Origin of the sequence: Pandoraea sp. SD6-2 (assembly GCF_000389825.1) — a bacterium.
Taxonomy (GTDB): Bacteria; Pseudomonadota; Gammaproteobacteria; order Burkholderiales; family Burkholderiaceae; genus Pandoraea; species Pandoraea communis.
Genome location: NZ_KB944431.1, coordinates 211,392 through 231,156, shown reverse-complemented (window position 1 = coordinate 231,156; position 19,765 = coordinate 211,392). Strand labels below are relative to the sequence as shown.

Below are 19,765 nucleotides of genomic sequence, written 5' to 3'. Positions count from 1 at the left end.
TGGCAGGGCGTTCACGCGATAACCGCATGTCGGCCGCCCCGGTTGAGATCGGCAGATCTTGCTGCGCTAGCGGGCGGCGAGCTTTGGAAAATGTGGCAAGTTCGGATAATTCCGCCGCGCATGATAGGCTCGCGCCATGCCTACGTCGCCCCGCATTCTTGTCAGCAGTTGTCTTCTGGGCCATCCGGTCCGCTATCACGGGCGCCCCGCACCCTGCGAATCCGATGCCGCCGCTATTCTCGAGCGCTGGTGCGCCGACGGTCTCGTCATGCCGATCTGCCCCGAAGTGGCAGGCGGATTACCCACGCCGCGCGCGCCCGCAGAGATTGCCGGCGCAGCAGACGGCCACGCGGTGTGGCGCAAGCGCGCGCGCGTGGTGGACGACACCGGGGCCGACGTCACCGATGCCTTTCTCGACGGCGCGCAACGCGCGCTCGCGTTGGCGCAGCGTTACGGCATCCGCATTGCGGTACTGAAGGAAGGAAGCCCATCGTGCGGCAGCACATCGATCTACGACGGTTCGTTCAGCGGCAGGAAGATCGCGGGCGATGGCGTGACGGCCGCATGGTTGCGACAGCACGGCATTGAAGTGTTCAGCGAGCACACGCTGGCAGAGGCCGACGAGAAACTGCGCGCCATCGGCGACAACCGATAGCGCGCCCTCCCGTCACACGCGAGGCAGTCGTCTGCCAGGCATCAAAGCTCGATCTTCGTTCCCAGCACGGCAAGGAACTGCGCGATCCATGCGGGATGCGCCGGCCACGCGGGGGCAGTCACGAGATTGCCGTCGGTATGCGCCTCGTCGATCGCGATCTCCATATACTTCCCGCCCGCCAGACGCACCTCCGGCGCGCACGCCGGGTACGCCGAACACTCGCGCCCTTCGATGACACCGGCGGCCGCCAGCAACTGCGCGCCATGACAGATCGCGGCAATCGGCTTGTCGTTCCCGGCGAAGTGTTTCACTGTCGTGATCACCTCGTCGTTCAGACGCAGATACTCAGGCGCGCGGCCGCCGGGGATTACCAGCGCGTCGAAGTCCGCCGGCGAAAGTCCGTCGAACGTGGCATTCAGCGTGAAGTCGTGGCCACGCTTCTCGCTGTACGTCTGATCGCCCTCGAAATCGTGAATCGCGGTGCGCACCTTGTCGCCCGCCTTCTTGCCCGGGCAGACGACTTCCACCCGATGCCCCACGGCAGTGAGTGCCTGCACGGGCACCATCAACTCGTAGTCTTCGACGTAGTCGCCCGCTAGTACCAGAATCCGCTTCTTGCCCATGTGACTCTCCGTTCAGAGAAATGGAAGGGAAACAGCCCTTCCATGTTACTCAATTCCGGTGACACCGCCGGGACGGCGTCGAACCTCTCGGTTTCCCGCGCCGGACGAAAAAAAACCGCGTGCCGAAGCACGCGGTGTCAAGCCGGCGCAGAACGCCGTCGGTCAACCTGAAGCCCGCGCCACCCGGTCGTGTCCGGTAGGCGCGAGCCGATATCGTCAGAAGTCGTCAGTAGGTCTCAAGATGCAGACGCCCTTCCGTCTTCATCCGCTGCCAGAGAGACTGCCAGTCGAGTCCGGCTTCGCCCGCGATGGTTTGCAGCACTTGCAGCACGCCGTCCTCCATGCCTTTCAATCCGCACACGTAGATGTAGGTGTGCTCGTGACGCAGCAGCGCCGCCACATCGGCCGCGCGCTCGCGCATCGCGTCCTGAACGTAGCGCTTGGCTTGCCCCGGCGTGCGCGAGAACGCGAGATTCGTGTCGATGAAATCCTTCGGCAAATTGAGCAACGGGCCGAAGTACGGGAGTTCGCCCTGCGTGCGTGCACCGAAGAACAACATCAACTTGCCGGTCGCGCCCTTCAGACGGCGACGGCGGCGATACTCCGTCATGGCTCGCATAGGCGCCGCGCCCGTGCCGGTGCAGATCATCAGCAGATGCGAATCGGCGTGGTTCGGCATCAGGAACGTGCTGCCGAACGGGCCCATCACGTTCACCACGTCGCCCTTCTTCAGATCGCACAGGTAGTTCGAGCACACCCCGCCGACCGCTTGTTCCTGATGGTCCTTGGTCACGCGTTTGACCGTGAGCGCGAGGTTGTTGTAACCGGGACGCTCGCCATCGCGCGGCGAGGCAATCGAGTACTGACGTGCGTGATGCGCCCGCCCGTCGGCCGTTGTACCCGGCGGGATGATGCCGATCGACTGCCCTTCGAGCACCGGGAACGGCTGCTTGCCGAAATCGAGCACGATGTGATGGATATCGCTCTCGGTACTCGTGTCGGTCAAGCGATAGTTGCCCACCACGGTGGCCTGAACAGGCGTCTTGTGGTTGTACAGATTGACGTAGGGCTTTGCGGCAGACCACGGCGGCACGACCGAGCCGCGCACGAGATCCGAGCCGCCGATGACCGGCTCGGGCGCGTCGGCCAAGGCATTGCCGGCGGCGCCCTCTGCCGCGTCGCCGATCGTCCCCTGACCGGCGATGGCGTCGTCCTGAACGGGCAGCTCATCCCACGTGAGTTGCTCGTCAACGGAGTAGGCCTCGGCCGTGAGCACGTCGCGCCAGTTGTCGATGGCCCCCGTCGGGCAGGGCGAGATACACGCCATGCACCCATTGCACGTGTCTGCGCGCACAACGTAGTTGTTCTCGTCGTGCGTGATCGCATCGATCGGACACGTTTCCTCGCAGGTATTGCAGCGAATGCAGATCTCCGGATCGATCAGATGCTGCTTCAGAACTTCGACCGGAACGGGGCCGTTCATGATGCTGTCTCCTTGTGGGGAATGCGCTGCTGCTCTTTTAGTTGAAGCGCACGTACTCGAAGTCGATGGGCTGACGGTTGATGCCCAGCGGGGGCGGCGCAATCCAGTTGGCGAACTTGCCCGGCTCGACCACCCGGCCCATGAGAGACGCCACATACGCACGATCTTCCGACGACGGCAGCCACTCGCGCTCGTGGGCGGCCCATTCGGTCTCGTTCACCACGCGGCCGTCCGGCGACACACGTACCCCCGCGAACGTGCCGATCTGGCGGTTGAACGCCTTGTGCGGCACCGTCAGGCGGAAGTCGATACCGGCCTTCTCCAGCACTTTGTTCCAGCGATTCACGCCCGCGACCGAATCCTTGATGTAGTCGTCGCGCAGCACTTCGTTCATGGCGTTGAGCATCGGCACTTCGCGCTCCACGAGCTTGCCGTTGTCCACGTCGAGCAGGCGGTACATCTGGCCGTTCAGTCGATGGTCGTCGTCGCGCTTGCTTTCTTCATAGCGCCCCTTCAGGCCCGAACTGTAGAAGATCGCGGCGTTCGACGACTGGTCGGCGCCGAACAGATCGATCGTCACCGAATAGTGGAAGTTGACGTAACGCTGGATCGTCGGCAGATCGATCACTCCCGCCGCACGCAGTTGCGAGACGTCGTCCGTCTTGAGTTCGTTCATCACCTGAGCGGTGCGCGCGATCACGCGCGAAACACCCGACTCGCCCACGAACATGTGGTGCGCCTCTTCGGTCAGCATGAACTTCGTGGTGCGCGCAAGCGGATCGAAACCGGACTCGGCCAGTGCCGAGAGCTGGAACTTGCCGTCGCGATCGGTGAAGTACGTGAACATGTAAAACGCCAGCCAGTCCGGCGTCTTTTCGTTGAATGCACCGAGAATGCGCGGATTGTCGTCGTCGCCCGAGCGGCGGCCGAGCAGCGCTTCGGCTTCTTCGCGGCCATCGCGGCCGAAGTAGCGATGCAGCAGGTAGACCATCGCCCACAGGTGGCGGCCCTCTTCCACGTTGACCTGGAACAGGTTGCGCAGGTCGTACATCGACGGCGCGGTCAGCCCGAGGTGACGCTGTTGCTCCACCGAGGCCGGCTCCGTGTCGCCCTGCGTGACGATGATGCGGCGCAGGTTCGCACGGTGCTCGCCCGGCACGTCCTGCCACGCCGCTTCGCCCTTGTGCTCGCCGAAGTGGATCTTGCGGTCGGCTTCGCCCGGCGTGAGGAAGATGCCCCAGCGATAGTCCGGCATCTTCACGTGATCGAAGTGCGCCCAGCCGCTCGGGTCCACACTCACGGCCGTGCGCAGGTAGACGTCGAAACCGTGCGAGCCTTCCGGCCCCATGTCGCCCCACCAGGACAGGAAGTTCGGCTGCCACTGTTCGAGCGCGCGTTGCAAGGTGCGGTCGTCCGACAGATTGACGTTGTTGGGGATTTTCTCGCTGTAGTTGATCGAAGCCATCGTGGGAATCCTCGTGTCTCTTGCGTATTTTGTGAAAAACGTCTCGTCTGATGTTGCCGCCGCCCGGTGCGATTCCCCCGCGGCGGCACAGCGCATTCGTCAGACGCGGTTCAGATCGAACTGCGCCTTGTTGCCCTTGCCGTAGACCTTCAGTGCGCCCTTCTCGCCCACGGCGTTCGGACGGATGAAGATCCAGTTCTGCCACGCCGACAGACGGCCGAAGATACGCGTGTTCATCGTCTCTTTGCCGTTGAAGCGCAGGTTCGCTTCCATGCCGGTGAGCGCGTCGGGCGACATGGCCGCACGCTCTTCGATTGCGATACGAATTTCATCCGGCCAGTCCAGGTCGTCGACGGCGGCCGTTACCAGCCCCAGACGCTCGGCTTCATCCGGACGCACCGCGCGGCCAATGGTGGCGCGCACGGCGTCCAGCTCGGTCGCGTCTTCATAGAAGCGGCGCGCCAGACGCGACTGATCGGTGACCATCGGCAGCAGGCCGAAGTTGACCTCGGTCAGCGTGATCGCCGGCTCGTCTTCCTCGCTCGCAGGCAGCGCAGCCATATACGTGCGGTCGGCCGCGAAAGCGAATTCGGCGAGCGTGCCGGTGAAGCACGAGTCCGGCTCGATCAGTGCGAAGAGCGAGCGCGACGACACGTCGATGCGCGCGAACGTGCGGCGCAGCATGCCGATGGTCTCGCGCACGAACCAGTGATCCTGATGAGCCAGCAGCGAGGCGTCGGCGGCCAGCACGTGCTTGGCTTCGCCTTCGGTGCGCAACAGCCAGGTGCCGATGTCGAGTTCGTTCGTGCGCAGATTAAGGATGGCGTCGTCGAGTTCGCGCGCCATCTTCAGCGGCCACCAGTTCACGCCTGCGGCTTCAATGCCGGCGATGTCCGATGGCGGCACAGACGTCGGTGCCTTGACGGTCAGGCTGGCGGTGCGGTTGGTGCGATCGATTTCCACTTCGACGAATTCGTAGCGGATGGCATCCGGCGCATCGGTGCGCTCGATGCGCGTAAGCGTCACGCCCTTGCCCCCCGGACGATGGCTGTCCTGGGCCAGTTCCAAGGCGCGGGCCGAGATCGTCTGCGCGAATTGCGCGGGCTTGACCACTTCATCGACCAGACGCCATTGTTTGGCGCGCTCGCCGCGAATGCCCTCGACGATGGTGCAGAAGATGTCGGCGCGGTCGTTGCGCACATGACGCTTGTCGGTCAGACGCGTGAGGCCGCCGGTGCCCGGCAGCACGCCCAACAGCGGCACCTCCGGCAGCGCGACGGACGACGAGCGATCATCGACCAGATAGATCTCGTCGCAAGCAAGCGCCAGCTCGTAGCCGCCGCCTGCGCATGCGCCGTTCACGGCGGCGAGGAACTTCAGGCCGGAGTGGCGGCTGGAATCCTCGAGGCCGTTGCGCGTTTCGTTCGTAAATTTGCAGAAGTTGACCTTCCACGCATGCGAGGACAGACCCAGCATGAAGATGTTGGCGCCCGAGCAGAACACGCGGTCCTTGGCGCTCGTCACCACCACCGTCTTCACTTCCGGATGCTCGAAGCGGATGCGTTGAACAGCATCGTGCAGTTCGATATCCACGCCGAGATCGTACGAATTGAGCTTGAGCTTGTAGCCCTCGCGAATGCCGCCGTCTTCCGCGATGTCGATCGCGAGGGTGGCAACCGGGCCTTCGAAGCTCAGTTTCCAGTGCTTGTACTGCGTGGGGTCCGTACGGTAGTCGACGCGGGGTTTGCCGAACATGATTGCCTCCAACACGAATAATGATCTTGTTGAATTGCAATATAGTGCAGCACACCCCAACCGTCAATCGTTTATTTGATAAAAAATGAATTATTTTGCAGATTCAAGGATCTCAGTCTGACGACAGCTGCACTGCAAGGCGTCCGCGCAGTTGCAGATAGGCGTCGGCCAGTGCACGGCCGCCGGTGTCGAAGCTCATGTCGGCCTTGGCGTAGAAGTCCTGCCGGCCCGCCAGAATGCGCTTGAGGTCGTCCATAGCTTCCGCATTGCCCGACATCGGACGCAGATCGCCCTGCGCCACCACTCGTTTCATGTGTTCTTCGGGCGACGCCTGCAACCACACCGTATAGCAGTGCGTCAGCAGGAAATTGAAGGTGGCGGCATCGCTCACGATACCGCCGGGCGACGCGATCACGGCACGCGGATGCTCCGCCACCACGGCTTCCAGCGCGCGCAATTCGTAGCGCCGGTACGCAGAGGCACCATACAACGAATAGATTTCCGTCGGCGGGCAGCCCGCCAGTTGCTCGATCACGCGATTGAGTTCGACGAACGGCACATGCATGTCGTCGGCGAGCATGCGGCCCAGCGTCGACTTGCCCGCGCCACGCAGACCGATGAGCGCAATGCGCCCGCGCCGGTCCGGGTCGCGCTCGCTGCCGGCAAATAACTCACTCAATGCCTGACGCGCGCGCGTGAGCGCCTCGCCGTCGCGCCCGTGGAGGATCTCGCGGATGAGCAGCCACTCCGCCGACGACGTGGTCTCGTCGCCCACGATTTCCGCCAATGTGCAATTTAGTGCCTGCGCGAGCTGACGTAGAAACAGCACGGACGCATTGCCCACCCCCGACTCCAGATTGGCCACATGACGCTCGGAGACAGCCGCATCCAGCGCCAGCGCCTTGCGCGTCAGGCCCCGCCGAGCGCGCAGCGTGCGCACTCGCTCGCCCAGCGCGACCAGGAACGGGTCTTTCTCCCCGGCGCCCCGCCCCGTCGGCACCCCATCGGCTTGCGCACTCTTATTCATCAGGCGAGATCCTCGAAGCAGGTAACATGTAATATATTGCTTGACAGAGAAATTTGCATGCTCTAATTTTCACCATGCGTCGATAAAAAAGCAAACGCGGGCCAGACATTCTGCGCACCGCCATTGATCGGCGTCATATCAACAGACAGTGCGCAGACCGCGCTGCGCGAGCGACAGCGCATTGCACAGGCAATGCCGGCCCCGAACGATTCAGGCCCGCCACTGCCGCCGCGACCGGTACAGCGACTGCGACGTCCCCAGGAGACATGGATGGATGTGCCCCAATTTCAGGCGCTGATCGCCGAACTCACCCGGCAACTCGACGGCCGCGCCGTCGACGCCCCCCTCGCCGATTGGCTCAACGCGCACTACGGTGCCGGTTCTCCGGGTTATGAAGCGCTGGCCGACGCCTGCCGCACCGGTGTTGCCGAGGGCTGGCTGTGCAATCGCGAAGGCGGTGGCATTCGCTACGGGCGCGTCATCAAACCCACGCCCGACACGCACGGCTTTTCCGTCGACGTGGTGGACATGGCCGATCTGGCCGGCCCGCACCATGTGCATCCCCATGGCGAAATCGATCTGATCGTGCCGCTCACGCCGGGCGCGACCTTCGACGGGCATCCGGCGGGCTGGTGTGTCTACGGTCCCGGCTCGGCGCATCGGCCGACGGTCGCCAACGGACGCGCGCTCGTTCTGTATCTGCTGCCCGAAGGCGCTATCGAGTTCACGCGCAGCGCCTGATACGGCGTGCGCACGTTCCCCTGCTGGATTCACATCGGTTCATGGTCATGAGTACCCCTGCCTTGCTGGAAAACTACGTCGCCGGCCAATGGGTGGCCGGCGCCTCGCGCACGTCGAACACGAGTGAGCGCACCGCACTCATCGATCCCGTCACCGGCGAGACACTCGCCTACGTGTCGAGCGCGGGCCTCGATCTCGACGCGGCATTCACCTTCGCACGCGAGACAGCCGGCCCCGCACTCCGCGCCTTGTCGTATGGCGAACGCGCGCAACGGCTCTCGCAAATCGCCGCCACCTTGCAGACAAAGCGCGACGACTACTACGCCATCGCCACTGCCAATTCGGGAACGGTCGCCACCGACTCCGCCGTCGATATCGACGGGGCCATCTACACGCTGTCGACCTACGCAAAGCTCGGCGCCGCACTCGGCGACGCGCATACGCTGCTCGACGGCGCCGCCGTGCCGCTGGCCAAAGACGCATCGTTCGCGGTGCGTCACGTGTTCCGCCCAACGCCCGGCGTGGCGCTGTTCATCAACGCGTTCAACTTCCCCGCATGGGGACTTTGGGAGAAGGCGGCCGGCGCCCTGCTCGCGGGCGTGCCTGTCATCGTCAAGCCTGCGACGTCGACGGCCTGGCTGACGCAGCGCATGGTTGCCGACGTCGTCGCCGCAGGCATTCTTCCCCCGGGCAGCCTGTCGGTGATCTGCGGGAGCGCCGCCGGGCTGCTCGACCGGATCGGGCCGTTCGACGTGGTCTCCTTCACCGGCTCCGCCGACACCGCAGCCACGCTGCGCGCGCATCCGGCGTTCACGCAACGCTCGGCGCGCATCAACGTGGAAGCCGACAGTCTGAACAGCGCCATCCTGTTGCCCGACGCCGCACCGGGCACCACCGCCTTCGACCAGTTCGTGCGCGAAGTCGCGCGCGAGATGACCGTCAAGTCGGGCCAGAAATGCACGGCCATTCGCCGCGCGATGGTGAGCGTCGAACACTTCGATGCGGCCGCCGCCGCCATTGCCGAGCGTCTCGCCAAAACGGTCGTGGGCAACCCGCGCAACGAGACCGTGAAGATGGGGTCGCTCGTGAGCGCCGCGCAGAAGCGCGCCGTGCTCGACGGCATCGCCCATTTGCAGGCAGAAGCGGAAACGCTTTACGACGGCAATCGCGATGCCGTCTTCGTCGACGCCGGCCCGGACAGCGCCTGCGTCGCCCCGGTGCTGCTCGGCTTGCGCGATGGCGCGGCGGGCAAGCGCGTACACGACACGGAAGTCTTCGGTCCCGTGGCGACGCTCGTCGGTTATCGCGATCTCGATGAGGCCGTAGTCCTCGCCAAGCGCGGGCAAGGCTCGCTCGTCGTCTCGCTCTATAGCAACGACGCCATCGCCATGCGCGCGCCTGCCCTTGCACTGGCCGACGCCCATGGCCGCGTGCACGCAGTCGATCCGTCGGTCGGGAAAACGCAGACCGGACACGGCAACGTCATGCCGCAGTCGCTGCATGGCGGCCCCGGCCGTGCAGGAGGCGGCGAAGAACTGGGCGGCCTGCGCGCGTTGCGCTTCTATCACGTGCGCTCGGCCGTGCAAGGCCCTGCGGCACTGGTCGAAGCGCTGACGCAGGACGCTGTCGAATTTCCGAAGTCTTAACCTATAACGTCAGTAGCCATCGCAAGCCGTCGCAGTCAAGGTGATTCAAACAGGCGCCGTCAGAGCGCCATAAAGCACTCACGCCACGCGTGCGCCGTTCATTTGTGAGCGGTGCGTCGCGCGGTGATCCACCGGAGGCAACATGCAAGCCGTACTCACCCCACCGCCGGCGAACTTCAACTTCGCTGCGCATCTGGAGGCGCTCAATCGCGGGCGCGCTGCCAAGACTGCTTATCTCGACGACACGCGTACGCTCACCTACGGCGAACTGGCGGAGCAAAGCCGGCGGTTCGCGACCGGACTCGCCCGCGCGGGCATCCATCGCGAGGAGCGCATCCTGCTCGTCATGCTCGACACCGTCGACTTGCCGGTTGCGTTCCTCGGCGCGCTGTACGCCGGTGTCGTGCCCGTGGTCGTCAACACGTTGCTCACGGACGACGATTACGCATTCATGATCGCGCATAGCAAGGCGCAACTCGTGATCGCGTCCGGCGCGCTCATGCCGACGGTGCAGGCAGCGCTCGGGAAAGTGCCTTCGCCCCCGCCGTGTGTCGTCTCGCAACCGATTGCCGCCGAGGCAGACGCCGCGACCGTCTTGCCGACGTTCGACGCGCTTGTCGACGGCCCGCCAAGCGCACTGCCGGCCGAGACCGCGGGCGACGACATTGCGTTCTGGCTGTACTCGTCGGGCTCGACCGGCAAACCCAAAGGCACGGTGCATACGCATGCCAACCTTTACTGGACGGCCGAGACCTATGGCCGCCACGTACTCGGCATCCGAGAGGACGATATCGCCTTTTCCGCGGCGAAACTCTTCTTCGCGTACGGGCTGGGCAACGGGCTGACGTTTCCGCTGTCGGTCGGCGCCACGGTCGTGCTGATGGCAGAACGCCCGACCGCGCAAGCCGTAGCGCAACGGCTTTGCCAACATCGCCCAACGATCTTCTACGGCGTGCCGACGCTCTACGCCAACCTGCTCGCATCGCCGCACCTGCCCGCGCGCGAAGACGTCGCGTTGCGTTTGTGCACCTCGGCGGGCGAAGCGCTGCCGCGCGAAATCGGCGAGCGGTTCACGGCGCATTTCGGTGCGGAGATTCTCGACGGCATCGGCTCGACCGAAATGCTGCACATCTTCCTGTCGAACCGCGCGGGACAAGTCGCCTACGGCACGACCGGCGAGCCGGTGCCGGGCTACGCCGTGGCGTTGCGCGACGAGAACGGCCAGCCCGTGCCCGATGGCGAGATCGGCGACCTGTACATCAAAGGGCCGAGCGCGGCGCTCATGTACTGGTGTAATCGCGAGAAGTCGCGCTCGACATTCCTCGGCGACTGGCTCAAGAGCGGAGACAAATACCAGCGCCTGCCCAATGGGTATTACGTCTATGCCGGGCGCAGCGACGATATGCTCAAGGTGAGCGGCCAGTACGTCTCGCCCATCGAAGTGGAGATGGTGTTGATGCAGCACGACGCCGTGCTCGAAGCCGGGGTCGTGGGACGCGACGACAATGGCCTGACCAAGACGCAGGCATTCGTCGTCCTCAAGCCGGGCGTCACGGCGACCGAGGCGATGGCGACCGAGTTGAAAGCCTTCGTCAAGGCCCGGCTGGCACCGCACAAATATCCTCGCGAGCTGGTGTTCGTCGACGATCTTCCGAAGACGGCCACCGGCAAGGTGCAGCGCTTCAAGCTGCGCGAATTGCTTTAGGAGATGACAAGACGATGTCGGACGTACAGTTCGCCCGGATCGAGACGGCCTCGCACGGCCCGCTCTCGCTGGAGTATCGATGGATCAACCGCGAGCGCACGCACGCCCCGCTGCTGGTGTTTCTGCACGAGGGGCTCGGTTCCGTTGCGATGTGGAAGGACTGGCCGCAGCAGTTGTGCGACGCGGGCGGATATCGCGGCCTCGTGTATTCGCGCAACGGCTATGGCCGCTCCACGCCGCGCGCGCATGACGAGAAGTGGCCGGTGGATTTCATGCACCGTCAGGCGCGCGAGGTGCTGCCCGCGTTTCTCGATGCGGTCGGTGTCGGCCCCGAGCAGGCCGATCGCGTGTGGCTCGTCGGGCATAGCGACGGCGGTTCGATCTCGCTGCTGTTCTCGGCCGCGTTCCCGGACCGGCTCGCCGGTGCCGTGGTGCTCGCGCCGCACCTCTTCGTCGAGGATCTGTCGGTCGAGAGTATTGCGAAAACGAAGACCGTGTACGAGACGACCGATCTGCCCGCGAAGCTCGGCCGCTATCACGACGACGTCGAGTCGGCGTTCTGGGGCTGGAACGATATCTGGCTGAACCCGGCGTTTCGCGAATGGAATCTGGTAGGCGCAGTGGCAAGCATCTCGAAGCCGTTGCTCGCCATTCAGGGCGAAGACGACGAGTACGGCACGATGGCGCAGATGGACAGCATTGCTGCACATGTGCCGCATGCGAAGGTGGTGAAGCTGCCGGCGTGCGGACATTCGCCGCATCGCGATGCGCCGGCGCCGCTGGGTGAGGCCATCATCGCCTTCATTGCCGCTCACGCAGACCGTCAGGCAGCATGACGCGTGCGGGCGCCCCGCTTCGCAAGTTCGCGAGAAGCGCCCGCTGACAACGCGGCTCAGATCACGCGCACACCGGGGGTGCCCGGACGCATCGCACCGACGATGCCCGCTTCGTCGAAGCCGTCTGCACGGAACACCGCCAGCACATCATCGACCGCACCGGGCGCGCAGGACACCAGCAAGCCGCCTGCCGTCTGCGGATCGCACAGCAGATCGCGGTCACGCGCCGTCAGACGCTCGCCCATTTCCACGGACGCCCCATAGGACGCCCAGTTACGCCCGGACGCCCCCGTGATGCACCCGTTGTCGGCCAATTCCCGCACACCGTCGAACAGCGGCACATCGGACATGCGCAGATACGCCGCCAGATTCGCGCCGCGGCACATCTCCAGCGTGTGCCCGAGCAGACCGAAGCCGGTCACATCCGTGAGCGCATGCACGCCCGGCAACGCGGCGAGCGCCGGGCCGACGCGATTCAGGCGCGTCGTGGCATCGATCATGCGGCGATAGCCCGCCTCGTCCAGTTGATTCTTCTTGAGCGCCGCCGACATGACGCCCACGCCGAGTGGCTTGCCGAGGACCAGCACGTCACCTGCCTGTGCGTCCGAGTTGCGCTTCAGACGCTTCGGATGCACCACGCCAAGGGCGGCGAGGCCATAGATCGGCTCGACCGAATCGATGCTGTGCCCGCCTGCAATCGGAATGCCCGCCTCGGCACAGATCGACTCGCCACCGCGCAGAATCTCGCGAATCGTCTCGCGCGGCAGCACGTTGATCGGCATGCCGACGATGGCCAGCGCAAAGATCGGCTTGCCGCCCATCGCGTAAATATCGGACAGCGCGTTGGTCGCGGCGATACGGCCGAAATCGAATGGGTCGTCGACGATCGGCATGAAGAAGTCCGTCGTCGCGATGATGGCTTGCTCGTCGTTGAGCTGGTAGACCGCGGCATCGTCAGACGTCTCCGTGCCGACGAGTAGCGCTGCCGGCGCCGGCAGCGGCGCTTCGTTACGGGCGAGCAGTTCGGAAAGCACGCCCGGCGCGATCTTGCAGCCGCAGCCGCCACCGTGCGAGAGCGAAGTCAGACGCGGCGCGGCCGGTGCGGCGCCTGCTTGAGTTGCATCGATTGCGGTCATGGTCGTTGGTGTTCGTTGGGAATGGCCGGGAACCTGTCGCAAGGCGTACCGCAGTACCGCTCAAGGCGTCGTTGATACGCTCCGCTCCCGGAATGACAACAGTTTGCCAAAAGTCGACGTATTATGAAGCAGCTTTGGCGCATCGATAGGTTTCGGTCTGGTCGATAGACGTCTGTCGATGCCGCCATACTACCGATTCACATCGTCCCTGCATCGCGGGACGCCATTGCTGCCATATTGCCGCACGCTATCGCAACGCCCTAACCACCATGCGCCGTGAGCGCTGACGCCAAAAGGGGATCTCATCATGCAACGCCGCCGTTTCCTCTCGCTGGGTGCCTGCGCCCTGCCCGCCTCTGTCCTGTCGACTTCGCTGCTGTCCGCCCATGCGCAGGCAGCACCCTCACGCACACCGGCAGGCACGCCGTCGGCCGGCCCCGGCGAAGGCTGGCGTACCTTCGAACTGACGACGCAGGTCGACCTGCCGGCCGGTAACGGTAATGGCCCGGCAAACGTCTGGCTGCCGGTGGCAGCCTCGCCGTCCGGAGGCTACCAGCGCGCGCTCGGCGCACGCTGGGAGGCGCTGGGGGCCAATGCCGAGTTGCGCACGGTGCGCGGCGCGTCAGGCATCGATGTGCCGATGCTGGCCGTAGTCTGGCCCGATGGCGCAACACAAGCCCCGCGCACGGTCACGCTGGTGAACACCTTCGCCACGCGCGACCGGCATGTGGATCTGGCGCAGCCGCCCTCGGCCAATGCGCCACGCGAAGCGCCCGAAGTGCTGCGTCAATATCTCCGCCCGACGGCGCTTCAGCCGACCGACGGTCTCGTGCGCGAGACGGCCGAGAAGATCACACGCGGCGAAAAGGGTGACGTGGAGAAAGCGCGCGCCATCTATCAGTGGATCGTCGAGAACTGCCGCCGCGAAGGTTCGGTGCGCGGCTGCGGCACCGGCGACGTGCGCTACATGCTCACCACCGGCAACCTCGCGGGCAAGTGTGCCGATATCAATGCGCTCTTCACTGCGCTCGCACGCTCGGTCGGCATTCCCGCACGCGACGCCTACGGGGTGCGCGTTGCGGCGTCGAATGGCTTCAACAGCCTGGGCAAGGCAGGCGACGTCACGCGTGCGCAGCATTGCCGCGCCGAGTTCTACGCCGCCGGCTACGGCTGGGTGCCCGTCGACCCGGCAGACGTGCGCAAGGTCGTGCTCGAGGAAGTGCCGGGCGGCCTGCCGGTCGACGACCTGCGCGTGCGGGCGGCGCGTGCGATGCTCTTCGGGCAGTGGGAGATGAACTGGGTCGCGTTCAATCACGGCGCTGACGTGCCGCTGCCGGGCGCGCGAGCCGCGCAAGACAACACCGTCCCGTTCCTGATGTATCCGAACGGCGAAGTGGCGCGTGCCCAGCTCGACAGCCTCGATCCGGACACCTTCCGCTATCGCATGAACGCCCGCGAGATCACGGCCTGATACGAACCCTACGACCTCCGGAACATCACACGAAGGAGCGCATCGCCATGCAGCGCCGCCATTTTCTTCACACCCTCGGGGCTCTCGGGACAGCCGGCGCGCTAGGCGGCACCGGGGCACAGGCGTTGGCGGCCGGTCCGGCCAAGGGGGCGGCGGAAGTCGATGACAGCACGCTCGCCGGCACCTCCGGCGGCACGCTGTCGGCATGGCGCGGCACCACACCGGCGTTCTCGCTCGACGGACTCGATGGCAAGCCGTACGCGTTGTCGGAATGGCGCGGGCGCGTGGTCATCCTCAACTTCTGGGCGACGTGGTGCGGCCCCTGTCGCGAAGAAATTCCGGCGATGGGCGCGGTGGCGCGTCAATACCGTCAGCGAGGCCTCGCGCTGGTCGCGGTCAATTACAAAGAGCCGCTCGCCACAGTCAAGCCGTTCATCGACAAACTGCCTATCGACGGTACCGTTCTGCTCGATGCCGACGGCGCGGTCTACAAGCGCTTCGGATCGCTCGGCTTGCCCGCCACGTATCTCATCGATCGGGCGGGCAACGCGCGCTTCTGGCGCATGGGCGAACTGGAATGGAGCGACGTGGGCCTGCACGGCCACATCGAGGCGCTGCTCACGCAAAAGGGTGGCGCGACGGCCTGACGCTCCCCCACGCTGCGGCGCAGCCCGCATCGTTCGTCACTCGGCGGCGAGCGTCTGTGCCGTTTCATTGACGTGATCCAGCAGTCGCGCCGCCGGTCCGGCGAGCACGCCTTCGCGATGCGCGCAATACAGCGGTGCGCGCGGCGCTGGGGCGAGCGGCCGATAGACGATGCCCTCGACCTGCACGCGCATGAGCGAGGCGGGCACCACCGACACCCCCAGCCCGGCCGCCACGAGCGAGAGCGTCGTGAGCAGGCGCGGTGCTTCCTGCTCGATGTTCGGGCTGAAGCCCGCGCCATGGCACGCCGCGATGATGGCGTCGTATAACCCTTGCCCGGTGCGACGGCGATAGAGAATCAACTTCTCCGCCGCGATGGATGTCATCGGCACGGCCGCCTTGCCGGCGCGCCCCGTAAGCGCCAGCGGGTGCGCCGAGGGCACCGCAAGCACCATCGACTCTTCGAGCACCGGCACGAAGACGATCTGCCCGATATCGCCCTGCGGCTGCCGAATGAACGCGACGTCCAGATGACCGTCTCGCAGACCGTCGAGCAATTCGCTCGTGCTGCTCTCGTCGAGCATCAACGACACCGACGGGGCATCGCGCCGGAACGCGCGAATCACCGTCGGCACGAACGGATGCAGCGCCGCCGAACTGGTGAAACCCACAGACAACCGCCCTTTGACACCCGCCGCGACACGGCGCACGTCGTCCACCGCCTGGTCGAGCTTGCGCACGACGTCATACGCGTCGCCGAGAAACGCCTGACCGGCGTCCGTGAGCGCCATGCCGCGCGGCAAACGCTCGAAGAGCGTCACGCCCAACTGCGTTTCGAGCACCCGGATCTGCTGCGAGAGCGGCGGTTGTCCAATGCCCAGACGCTCCGCCGCACGCGTCATGTGCCCTGTTTCGGCCACGGCAATGAAATAGCGCAGCAGACGTATGTCGATATTTGCCATATTGTCTCGATATGAATCAAGTCACTTCCATATATTGGACAATATAGCGCAATCGTCCTACGCTCAAGGGGTTCCGCGCGGCGACTCGTGCATCACTGCCCCGATGACACGCCCTGCCCGGCGGCCCCCACCGCAGTTCAGTTTTTATATCGACCCCGCCATGAGCACTCCGGCCCCAACCGCCTCCGCCACATCCGGCACGGTACAAGTCTCCCCTGTCGCCGACGTCCCCGGCATTCGCGCCCTCTTCTTCGGTTTCCTCGGTCTCGGCATGACGGCGTTCGGCGGCGCGTTGCCGCTGGCGCGGCGCATGATCGTCGAGAAACATCGATGGCTCACGCCGGCCGAATTCACCGATCTGCTGGGCCTGTGTCAGTTTTTGCCCGGCGGCAACATCATCAATCTGTCGGTCGCGCTCGGCATGCGCTTTCGTGGCTGGCGCGGCGCGCTCGCGTCGATTCTCGGCCTGATAGCGGCGCCGTCTGCCGTGGTTATCGTGCTGGGCACGATCTATCGGCACTTTCAAAACGATCCGCATGTGAAGCATCTCTTCGCAGGACTCGCGGCGGCCGCAGCCGGCCTGTTGATTCAGATGGCGTGGAAAGTCGCGTGGCCACTGCGCAAGTCCCTCGCACTCGCCGGCGTGGCGGTCGCCTGCTTCATCGCGATTGCCGTACTGCGCGTGCCACTGGTGCTCACCATGCTTGTGATGACGCCAATCTCGATTTACGCCACGTGGCGGGTTTCGCAATGACCGGCACGCTCGTCTCGCTCGCGCTCATCTTCACGCAGTTGTCGGTGCTGGCGTTCGGCGGCGGCAACACGATCCTGCCGGAGATGGAGCGTCAGGTCGTCGATCTGCACCACTGGATGACGTCGGAGGAATTCAGTGCGCTGTTTGCGCTAGGGCAGGCAGCCCCCGGCCCGAACCTCATGATCGTCACGCTCGTTGGCTGGCACGTGGCCGGCTGGCAAGGCATGCTCGTCACGTCGCTCGCAAAGTTCGGGCCGTCCTCGCTCATCACCGTCGGCGTGCTGCACTTGTGGGAGCGCTTCAAAGACCGGCCGTGGCGTCGCATTGTGCAGGCCGGCCTCGTGCCGATGACGGCCGGTCTGGTCGCCGCGAGTGCCGCACTCATTGTCGAAGCGTCGGCAACGTCATGGCTGCTCGCGGGCATCACTGCCAGCGTGGCAGTATTCGCGATCCGCACCCGCGTGCATCCGTTGTGGTGGCTCGCGGCAGGCAGCGTTGCGGGGCTGCTGGGCGGGGCATATCTATAACCCCGCGTGGGCGATGCCGGTTACGCCCTGCCTTCCTCACACACCTGCGCAAAATCCGCACGCCAGTGGTCACGGCCTACCGCGCGAATACCGTCGACCAGATGAATCCAGTCGTTGGACCCGATCACCAGCGACGGCGGGGTATCGCCGCGCGCCAATGCGGCGAGACGGGGTGGGCAAGGTTCCCGTATCTCGGGCTTGCCGGCCACCAGCATCACGCGGGCAAGCCATTGCGAGACATCGACCGGGATCGTCGACGTGACGGCCTGCCCGGCCTGCGCCTGCGGCTCGTCGGACCAGCGCCATGCGAAGCGCGCACTGACGCTCGCGCGTATTGCGATACCCAGGGCGTCGAGCACGCGTTCGCAGGTCTGCCCTCGCTGGGCACCAGCCCTCAAGGCGAATTCGCCGATATCGCGCCAGTCGGCGGCACTCCCGCAATCCTCCCGCACGCTCGCCGCCATCAACGCGACGACACGAGACCGGACACGCCGCAGCGCGTCGGGATGGGTCAGTAGCCGCCGCTCCCTGCGCGTTTCTTTCGAAAGATCGTTCGTTGTCTCGGCCGGATCGAAAAGCTGAATGTCGACCGGATGAACGGTAAACGTCGGCGAGCCCGCGACGTCGTGGCGCCAGTCGGGTTCGAGACAGTCGCGCAGGAGCGCAAAGGCGCCGTCGAATCTGACCAGCGAGGGGTGAGCGTCGTTCACACGCAATGCCTCACGCATCGTCTGAGGCAGCCTGAAGCCCAGACCGTGCGCCAGAAGCTGACACAGCGAGGCCACTCTGTCGCTTTGCGCAACGCAGGTTTGCGGCGCATCGGCGATGTGAAGGATGAGGGCCTCCGCGATCTTCCGCTCGGCCAGCCTGCGCCCCGACGATGCGGCGCCTTGCGTGGAACCCTCCGGGAGTGACGCATTAGCGAACATCTGCGTCGCGTCGAATGCCGCGAGGCATTGCCGCATCGAAGTGAGATCCGCCGGGGTACGGCGACGAAGTTGCGTCTGCGTCTGAAGCGCCCACTGACGCTGCGCTTGGGCGCCCTCCCCCAAGGCGTTCTCCAGCGCACGCCACTCCGGCCATAGATAGCGAACCGCCGCGCCAATGGTCAGCGCACTCAGCGCACAGGCGAACGCCACGTCCGCCACACCTGCCACGCCTGCCGCGCCCGGCACGCTGAGCGCGCGTTCCTGATAATGGCGGCCGGTGCTTTGCCATGCGTCGCTCAGAAAATGATGCAGGCCGCTGTCTCTCAGACATGCGGCGGCGCCTTTGAAGTCGCCCCGGAACCCGTCGTAGACACAGTTCGCCACGTCGTAAGCCAGGTGCAGGAACGTACTGGCGGATGAGGAGGCCGCATGAGGCACAAATGGCATATCGCTTCCTTGTTTTGACGTCGGAAAAGCAAACATCCTCCGCTGAAGCCGCGCGAGAGGCTTCGGCATTCGCCCAGCCCCCTTTCGGGCACGTTGCCGCGGAATCTGGGATGATGTCGCCATTGCGTCGCCGCCGATTGCCCTGGAGAGAGCCCATGCCGACCTTCGCCACCCTCACCACGTTCGTTGTTGTCGTGCTCGGGCTGTTTCTGATTCCCGGCCCGGCGGTATTGCTGACCATCACCCGTACCGTGCAAGGCGGGCGGCGTGCAGGCATCATGACGGGGATGGGGATTGCGCTGGGTGACCTCGTGCACACGCTGTGTGCAGCCGTGGGGCTCTCGGCAGTGCTGATGACCTCGGCACTGGCGTTCGATGTAGTGAAGTATGTGGGGGCGGCGTATCTGATCTATCTGGGTATCAAGGCATTGCGCGAGCGCCCGTCCGATCCGCAACTGCCCGTGGCCCCGGAAGTCTCGCCCGGACGCGCCTTCGTGCAGGCCGTGGCCACCGAAGTGCTCAATCCGAAAACCGCCCTCTTCTTCCTCGCCTTCATGCCGCAGTTCGTGCATGCGAGCGAAGGCGATGTCTTCGCGCAGTTCTTGGGGCTGGGGCTGGTGTTCGTCGCGATGAGCGCGCTGTATACCGCAGCGATCGCGCTGTCGGTGCGCCCGCTCGGCAAGGTCGTTCGCCGCTTCAGAGGATTGCTGCGCTGGCAGGGCAAGATCATCGGCACGATCTTCATCGGCCTCGGTCTGCGGGTTGCCATGCAGCAGCGCTGATCCCCCTGCCGTTCAGTCGTCGATTGCCGTTGGTTTGGGGGGCGAGTCCCCCCGGAGGCACGGGTCAACCGGCCGGTGCCAGCGGTGTCCCTGCCTACACCGGAGTCGCTCACCATGCCTCGCATCGTCTCGCCGCTTCGCTTGCCGAGCCACGTAAGCTGCCCTGTGCGCGGACC

General features: G+C 65.2%; 18 protein-coding genes. 10 read left to right on the top strand and 8 right to left on the bottom strand.

Going from position 1 to position 19,765, the window contains the following annotated elements; all coding sequences use genetic code 11:
* The first annotated feature begins 136 nt into the window (after positions 1–136).
* Complete coding sequence (locus C266_RS08625; RefSeq protein WP_010808634.1) at positions 137–655, top strand: DUF523 domain-containing protein; 519 nt, start codon at positions 137–139, stop codon at positions 653–655.
* A 41-nt stretch (positions 656–696) separates the two neighbouring features.
* Here C266_RS08625 and C266_RS08620 read toward each other — a convergent pair whose 3' ends face one another.
* The 5 genes from C266_RS08620 to C266_RS08600 all read right to left on the bottom strand — a co-directional run bounded on the left by C266_RS08620 (position 697) and on the right by C266_RS08600 (position 7,008).
* Positions 697–1,278: a DJ-1/PfpI family protein gene (locus C266_RS08620; RefSeq protein WP_010808633.1), complete on the bottom strand. Its 582-nt coding sequence runs from the start codon at positions 1,276–1,278 to the stop codon at positions 697–699.
* A 226-nt stretch (positions 1,279–1,504) separates the two neighbouring features.
* Positions 1,505–2,761: a benzoyl-CoA 2,3-epoxidase subunit BoxA gene (gene boxA, locus C266_RS08615; protein WP_010808632.1), complete on the bottom strand. Its 1,257-nt coding sequence runs from the start codon at positions 2,759–2,761 to the stop codon at positions 1,505–1,507.
* A 37-nt stretch (positions 2,762–2,798) separates the two neighbouring features.
* The gene (boxB, locus tag C266_RS08610; RefSeq protein WP_010808631.1) at positions 2,799–4,226 is read right to left on the bottom strand and encodes a benzoyl-CoA 2,3-epoxidase subunit BoxB; all 1,428 of its coding nucleotides are present in this window, start codon (positions 4,224–4,226) and stop codon (positions 2,799–2,801) included.
* A 99-nt stretch (positions 4,227–4,325) separates the two neighbouring features.
* Positions 4,326–5,981, bottom strand: a complete 1,656-nt coding sequence (boxC, locus tag C266_RS08605; protein ID WP_010808630.1) for a 2,3-epoxybenzoyl-CoA dihydrolase — start codon at positions 5,979–5,981, stop codon at positions 4,326–4,328.
* Between the two features lie 112 nt (positions 5,982–6,093).
* Positions 6,094–7,008, bottom strand: coding sequence for a helix-turn-helix transcriptional regulator (locus tag C266_RS08600; protein WP_010808629.1), 915 nt, complete (start codon positions 7,006–7,008; stop codon positions 6,094–6,096).
* Positions 7,009–7,278: 270 nt separating this feature from the next.
* Between C266_RS08600 and C266_RS08595 the strand changes: the two genes are divergently transcribed.
* The 4 genes from C266_RS08595 to C266_RS08580 all read left to right on the top strand — a co-directional run bounded on the left by C266_RS08595 (position 7,279) and on the right by C266_RS08580 (position 11,936).
* A complete protein-coding gene (locus tag C266_RS08595; protein ID WP_010808628.1) occupies positions 7,279–7,749 on the top strand; it encodes a DUF4863 family protein in 471 nt (156 codons plus the stop codon).
* Positions 7,750–7,790: 41 nt separating this feature from the next.
* Positions 7,791–9,395 (top strand): 3,4-dehydroadipyl-CoA semialdehyde dehydrogenase, encoded by a 1,605-nt coding sequence (locus tag C266_RS08590; RefSeq protein ID WP_010808627.1) that lies wholly within the window; start codon positions 7,791–7,793, stop codon positions 9,393–9,395.
* A gap of 142 nt (positions 9,396–9,537) precedes the next feature.
* The gene (locus tag C266_RS08585; protein WP_010808626.1) at positions 9,538–11,100 is read left to right on the top strand and encodes a benzoate-CoA ligase family protein; all 1,563 of its coding nucleotides are present in this window, start codon (positions 9,538–9,540) and stop codon (positions 11,098–11,100) included.
* 14 nt (positions 11,101–11,114) lie between these two features.
* Positions 11,115–11,936 (top strand): alpha/beta fold hydrolase, encoded by an 822-nt coding sequence (locus tag C266_RS08580; RefSeq protein WP_010808625.1) that lies wholly within the window; start codon positions 11,115–11,117, stop codon positions 11,934–11,936.
* Positions 11,937–11,992: 56 nt separating this feature from the next.
* Here the strand turns inward: C266_RS08580 and selD are convergent, their stop codons facing one another.
* Positions 11,993–13,072 carry a selenide, water dikinase SelD gene (selD, locus tag C266_RS08575; protein ID WP_010808624.1) on the bottom strand — a complete coding sequence of 360 codons (1,080 nt, stop codon included), beginning with the start codon at positions 13,070–13,072 and terminating at the stop codon, positions 11,993–11,995.
* Between the two features lie 307 nt (positions 13,073–13,379).
* On the opposite strand from selD, the gene C266_RS08570 reads away from it, so the two are divergent.
* Together C266_RS08570 and C266_RS08565 are read left to right on the top strand one after the other, a co-directional pair.
* Complete coding sequence (locus C266_RS08570) at positions 13,380–14,543, top strand: transglutaminase-like domain-containing protein (protein ID WP_010808623.1); 1,164 nt, start codon at positions 13,380–13,382, stop codon at positions 14,541–14,543.
* Between the two features lie 47 nt (positions 14,544–14,590).
* Positions 14,591–15,190 carry a TlpA disulfide reductase family protein gene (locus C266_RS08565; protein ID WP_010808622.1) on the top strand — a complete coding sequence of 200 codons (600 nt, stop codon included), beginning with the start codon at positions 14,591–14,593 and terminating at the stop codon, positions 15,188–15,190.
* A 36-nt stretch (positions 15,191–15,226) separates the two neighbouring features.
* Here the strand turns inward: C266_RS08565 and C266_RS08560 are convergent, their stop codons facing one another.
* Positions 15,227–16,150: a LysR family transcriptional regulator gene (locus C266_RS08560; RefSeq protein WP_010808621.1), complete on the bottom strand. Its 924-nt coding sequence runs from the start codon at positions 16,148–16,150 to the stop codon at positions 15,227–15,229.
* A gap of 160 nt (positions 16,151–16,310) precedes the next feature.
* Between C266_RS08560 and C266_RS08555 the strand changes: the two genes are divergently transcribed.
* Entirely contained in the window at positions 16,311–16,904 is a 594-nt protein-coding gene (locus tag C266_RS08555; RefSeq protein ID WP_010808620.1) for a chromate transporter, read from the top strand.
* Positions 16,901–17,431, top strand: coding sequence for a chromate transporter (locus C266_RS08550; RefSeq protein WP_010808619.1), 531 nt, complete (start codon positions 16,901–16,903; stop codon positions 17,429–17,431). Before C266_RS08555 ends, C266_RS08550 begins: the two co-directional genes overlap by 4 nt.
* Positions 17,432–17,451: 20 nt before the next feature.
* Here C266_RS08550 and C266_RS08545 read toward each other — a convergent pair whose 3' ends face one another.
* A complete protein-coding gene (locus C266_RS08545; RefSeq protein ID WP_010808618.1) occupies positions 17,452–18,807 on the bottom strand; it encodes a hypothetical protein in 1,356 nt (451 codons plus the stop codon).
* Between the two features lie 155 nt (positions 18,808–18,962).
* On the opposite strand from C266_RS08545, the gene C266_RS08540 reads away from it, so the two are divergent.
* Positions 18,963–19,589, top strand: coding sequence for a LysE family translocator (locus tag C266_RS08540; RefSeq protein WP_010808617.1), 627 nt, complete (start codon positions 18,963–18,965; stop codon positions 19,587–19,589).
* Positions 19,590–19,765 lie beyond the last annotated feature (176 nt).

Bases quoted from the DNA above. Each gene is read 5' to 3' on its own strand.
- boxB (WP_010808631.1), bottom strand. From the start codon at position 4,226: ATGGCTTCGATCAACTACAGCGAGAAAATCCCCAACAACGTCAATCTG.
- C266_RS08585 (WP_010808626.1), top strand. From the start codon at position 9,538: ATGCAAGCCGTACTCACCCCACCGCCGGCGAACTTCAACTTCGCTGCG.
- C266_RS08595 (WP_010808628.1), top strand. From the start codon at position 7,279: ATGGATGTGCCCCAATTTCAGGCGCTGATCGCCGAACTCACCCGGCAA.
- C266_RS08590 (WP_010808627.1), top strand. From the start codon at position 7,791: ATGGTCATGAGTACCCCTGCCTTGCTGGAAAACTACGTCGCCGGCCAA.
- boxC (WP_010808630.1), bottom strand. From the start codon at position 5,981: ATGTTCGGCAAACCCCGCGTCGACTACCGTACGGACCCCACGCAGTAC.
- C266_RS08600 (WP_010808629.1), bottom strand. From the start codon at position 7,008: ATGAATAAGAGTGCGCAAGCCGATGGGGTGCCGACGGGGCGGGGCGCC.
- C266_RS08580 (WP_010808625.1), top strand. From the start codon at position 11,115: ATGTCGGACGTACAGTTCGCCCGGATCGAGACGGCCTCGCACGGCCCG.
- C266_RS08560 (WP_010808621.1), bottom strand. From the start codon at position 16,150: ATGGCAAATATCGACATACGTCTGCTGCGCTATTTCATTGCCGTGGCC.
- C266_RS08625 (WP_010808634.1), top strand. From the start codon at position 137: ATGCCTACGTCGCCCCGCATTCTTGTCAGCAGTTGTCTTCTGGGCCAT.
- C266_RS08620 (WP_010808633.1), bottom strand. From the start codon at position 1,278: ATGGGCAAGAAGCGGATTCTGGTACTAGCGGGCGACTACGTCGAAGAC.
- C266_RS08570 (WP_010808623.1), top strand. From the start codon at position 13,380: ATGCAACGCCGCCGTTTCCTCTCGCTGGGTGCCTGCGCCCTGCCCGCC.
- C266_RS08550 (WP_010808619.1), top strand. From the start codon at position 16,901: ATGACCGGCACGCTCGTCTCGCTCGCGCTCATCTTCACGCAGTTGTCG.
- C266_RS08540 (WP_010808617.1), top strand. From the start codon at position 18,963: ATGCCGACCTTCGCCACCCTCACCACGTTCGTTGTTGTCGTGCTCGGG.
- selD (WP_010808624.1), bottom strand. From the start codon at position 13,072: ATGACCGCAATCGATGCAACTCAAGCAGGCGCCGCACCGGCCGCGCCG.
- C266_RS08545 (WP_010808618.1), bottom strand. From the start codon at position 18,807: ATGCCATTTGTGCCTCATGCGGCCTCCTCATCCGCCAGTACGTTCCTG.
- C266_RS08555 (WP_010808620.1), top strand. From the start codon at position 16,311: ATGAGCACTCCGGCCCCAACCGCCTCCGCCACATCCGGCACGGTACAA.
- boxA (WP_010808632.1), bottom strand. From the start codon at position 2,761: ATGAACGGCCCCGTTCCGGTCGAAGTTCTGAAGCAGCATCTGATCGAT.
- C266_RS08565 (WP_010808622.1), top strand. From the start codon at position 14,591: ATGCAGCGCCGCCATTTTCTTCACACCCTCGGGGCTCTCGGGACAGCC.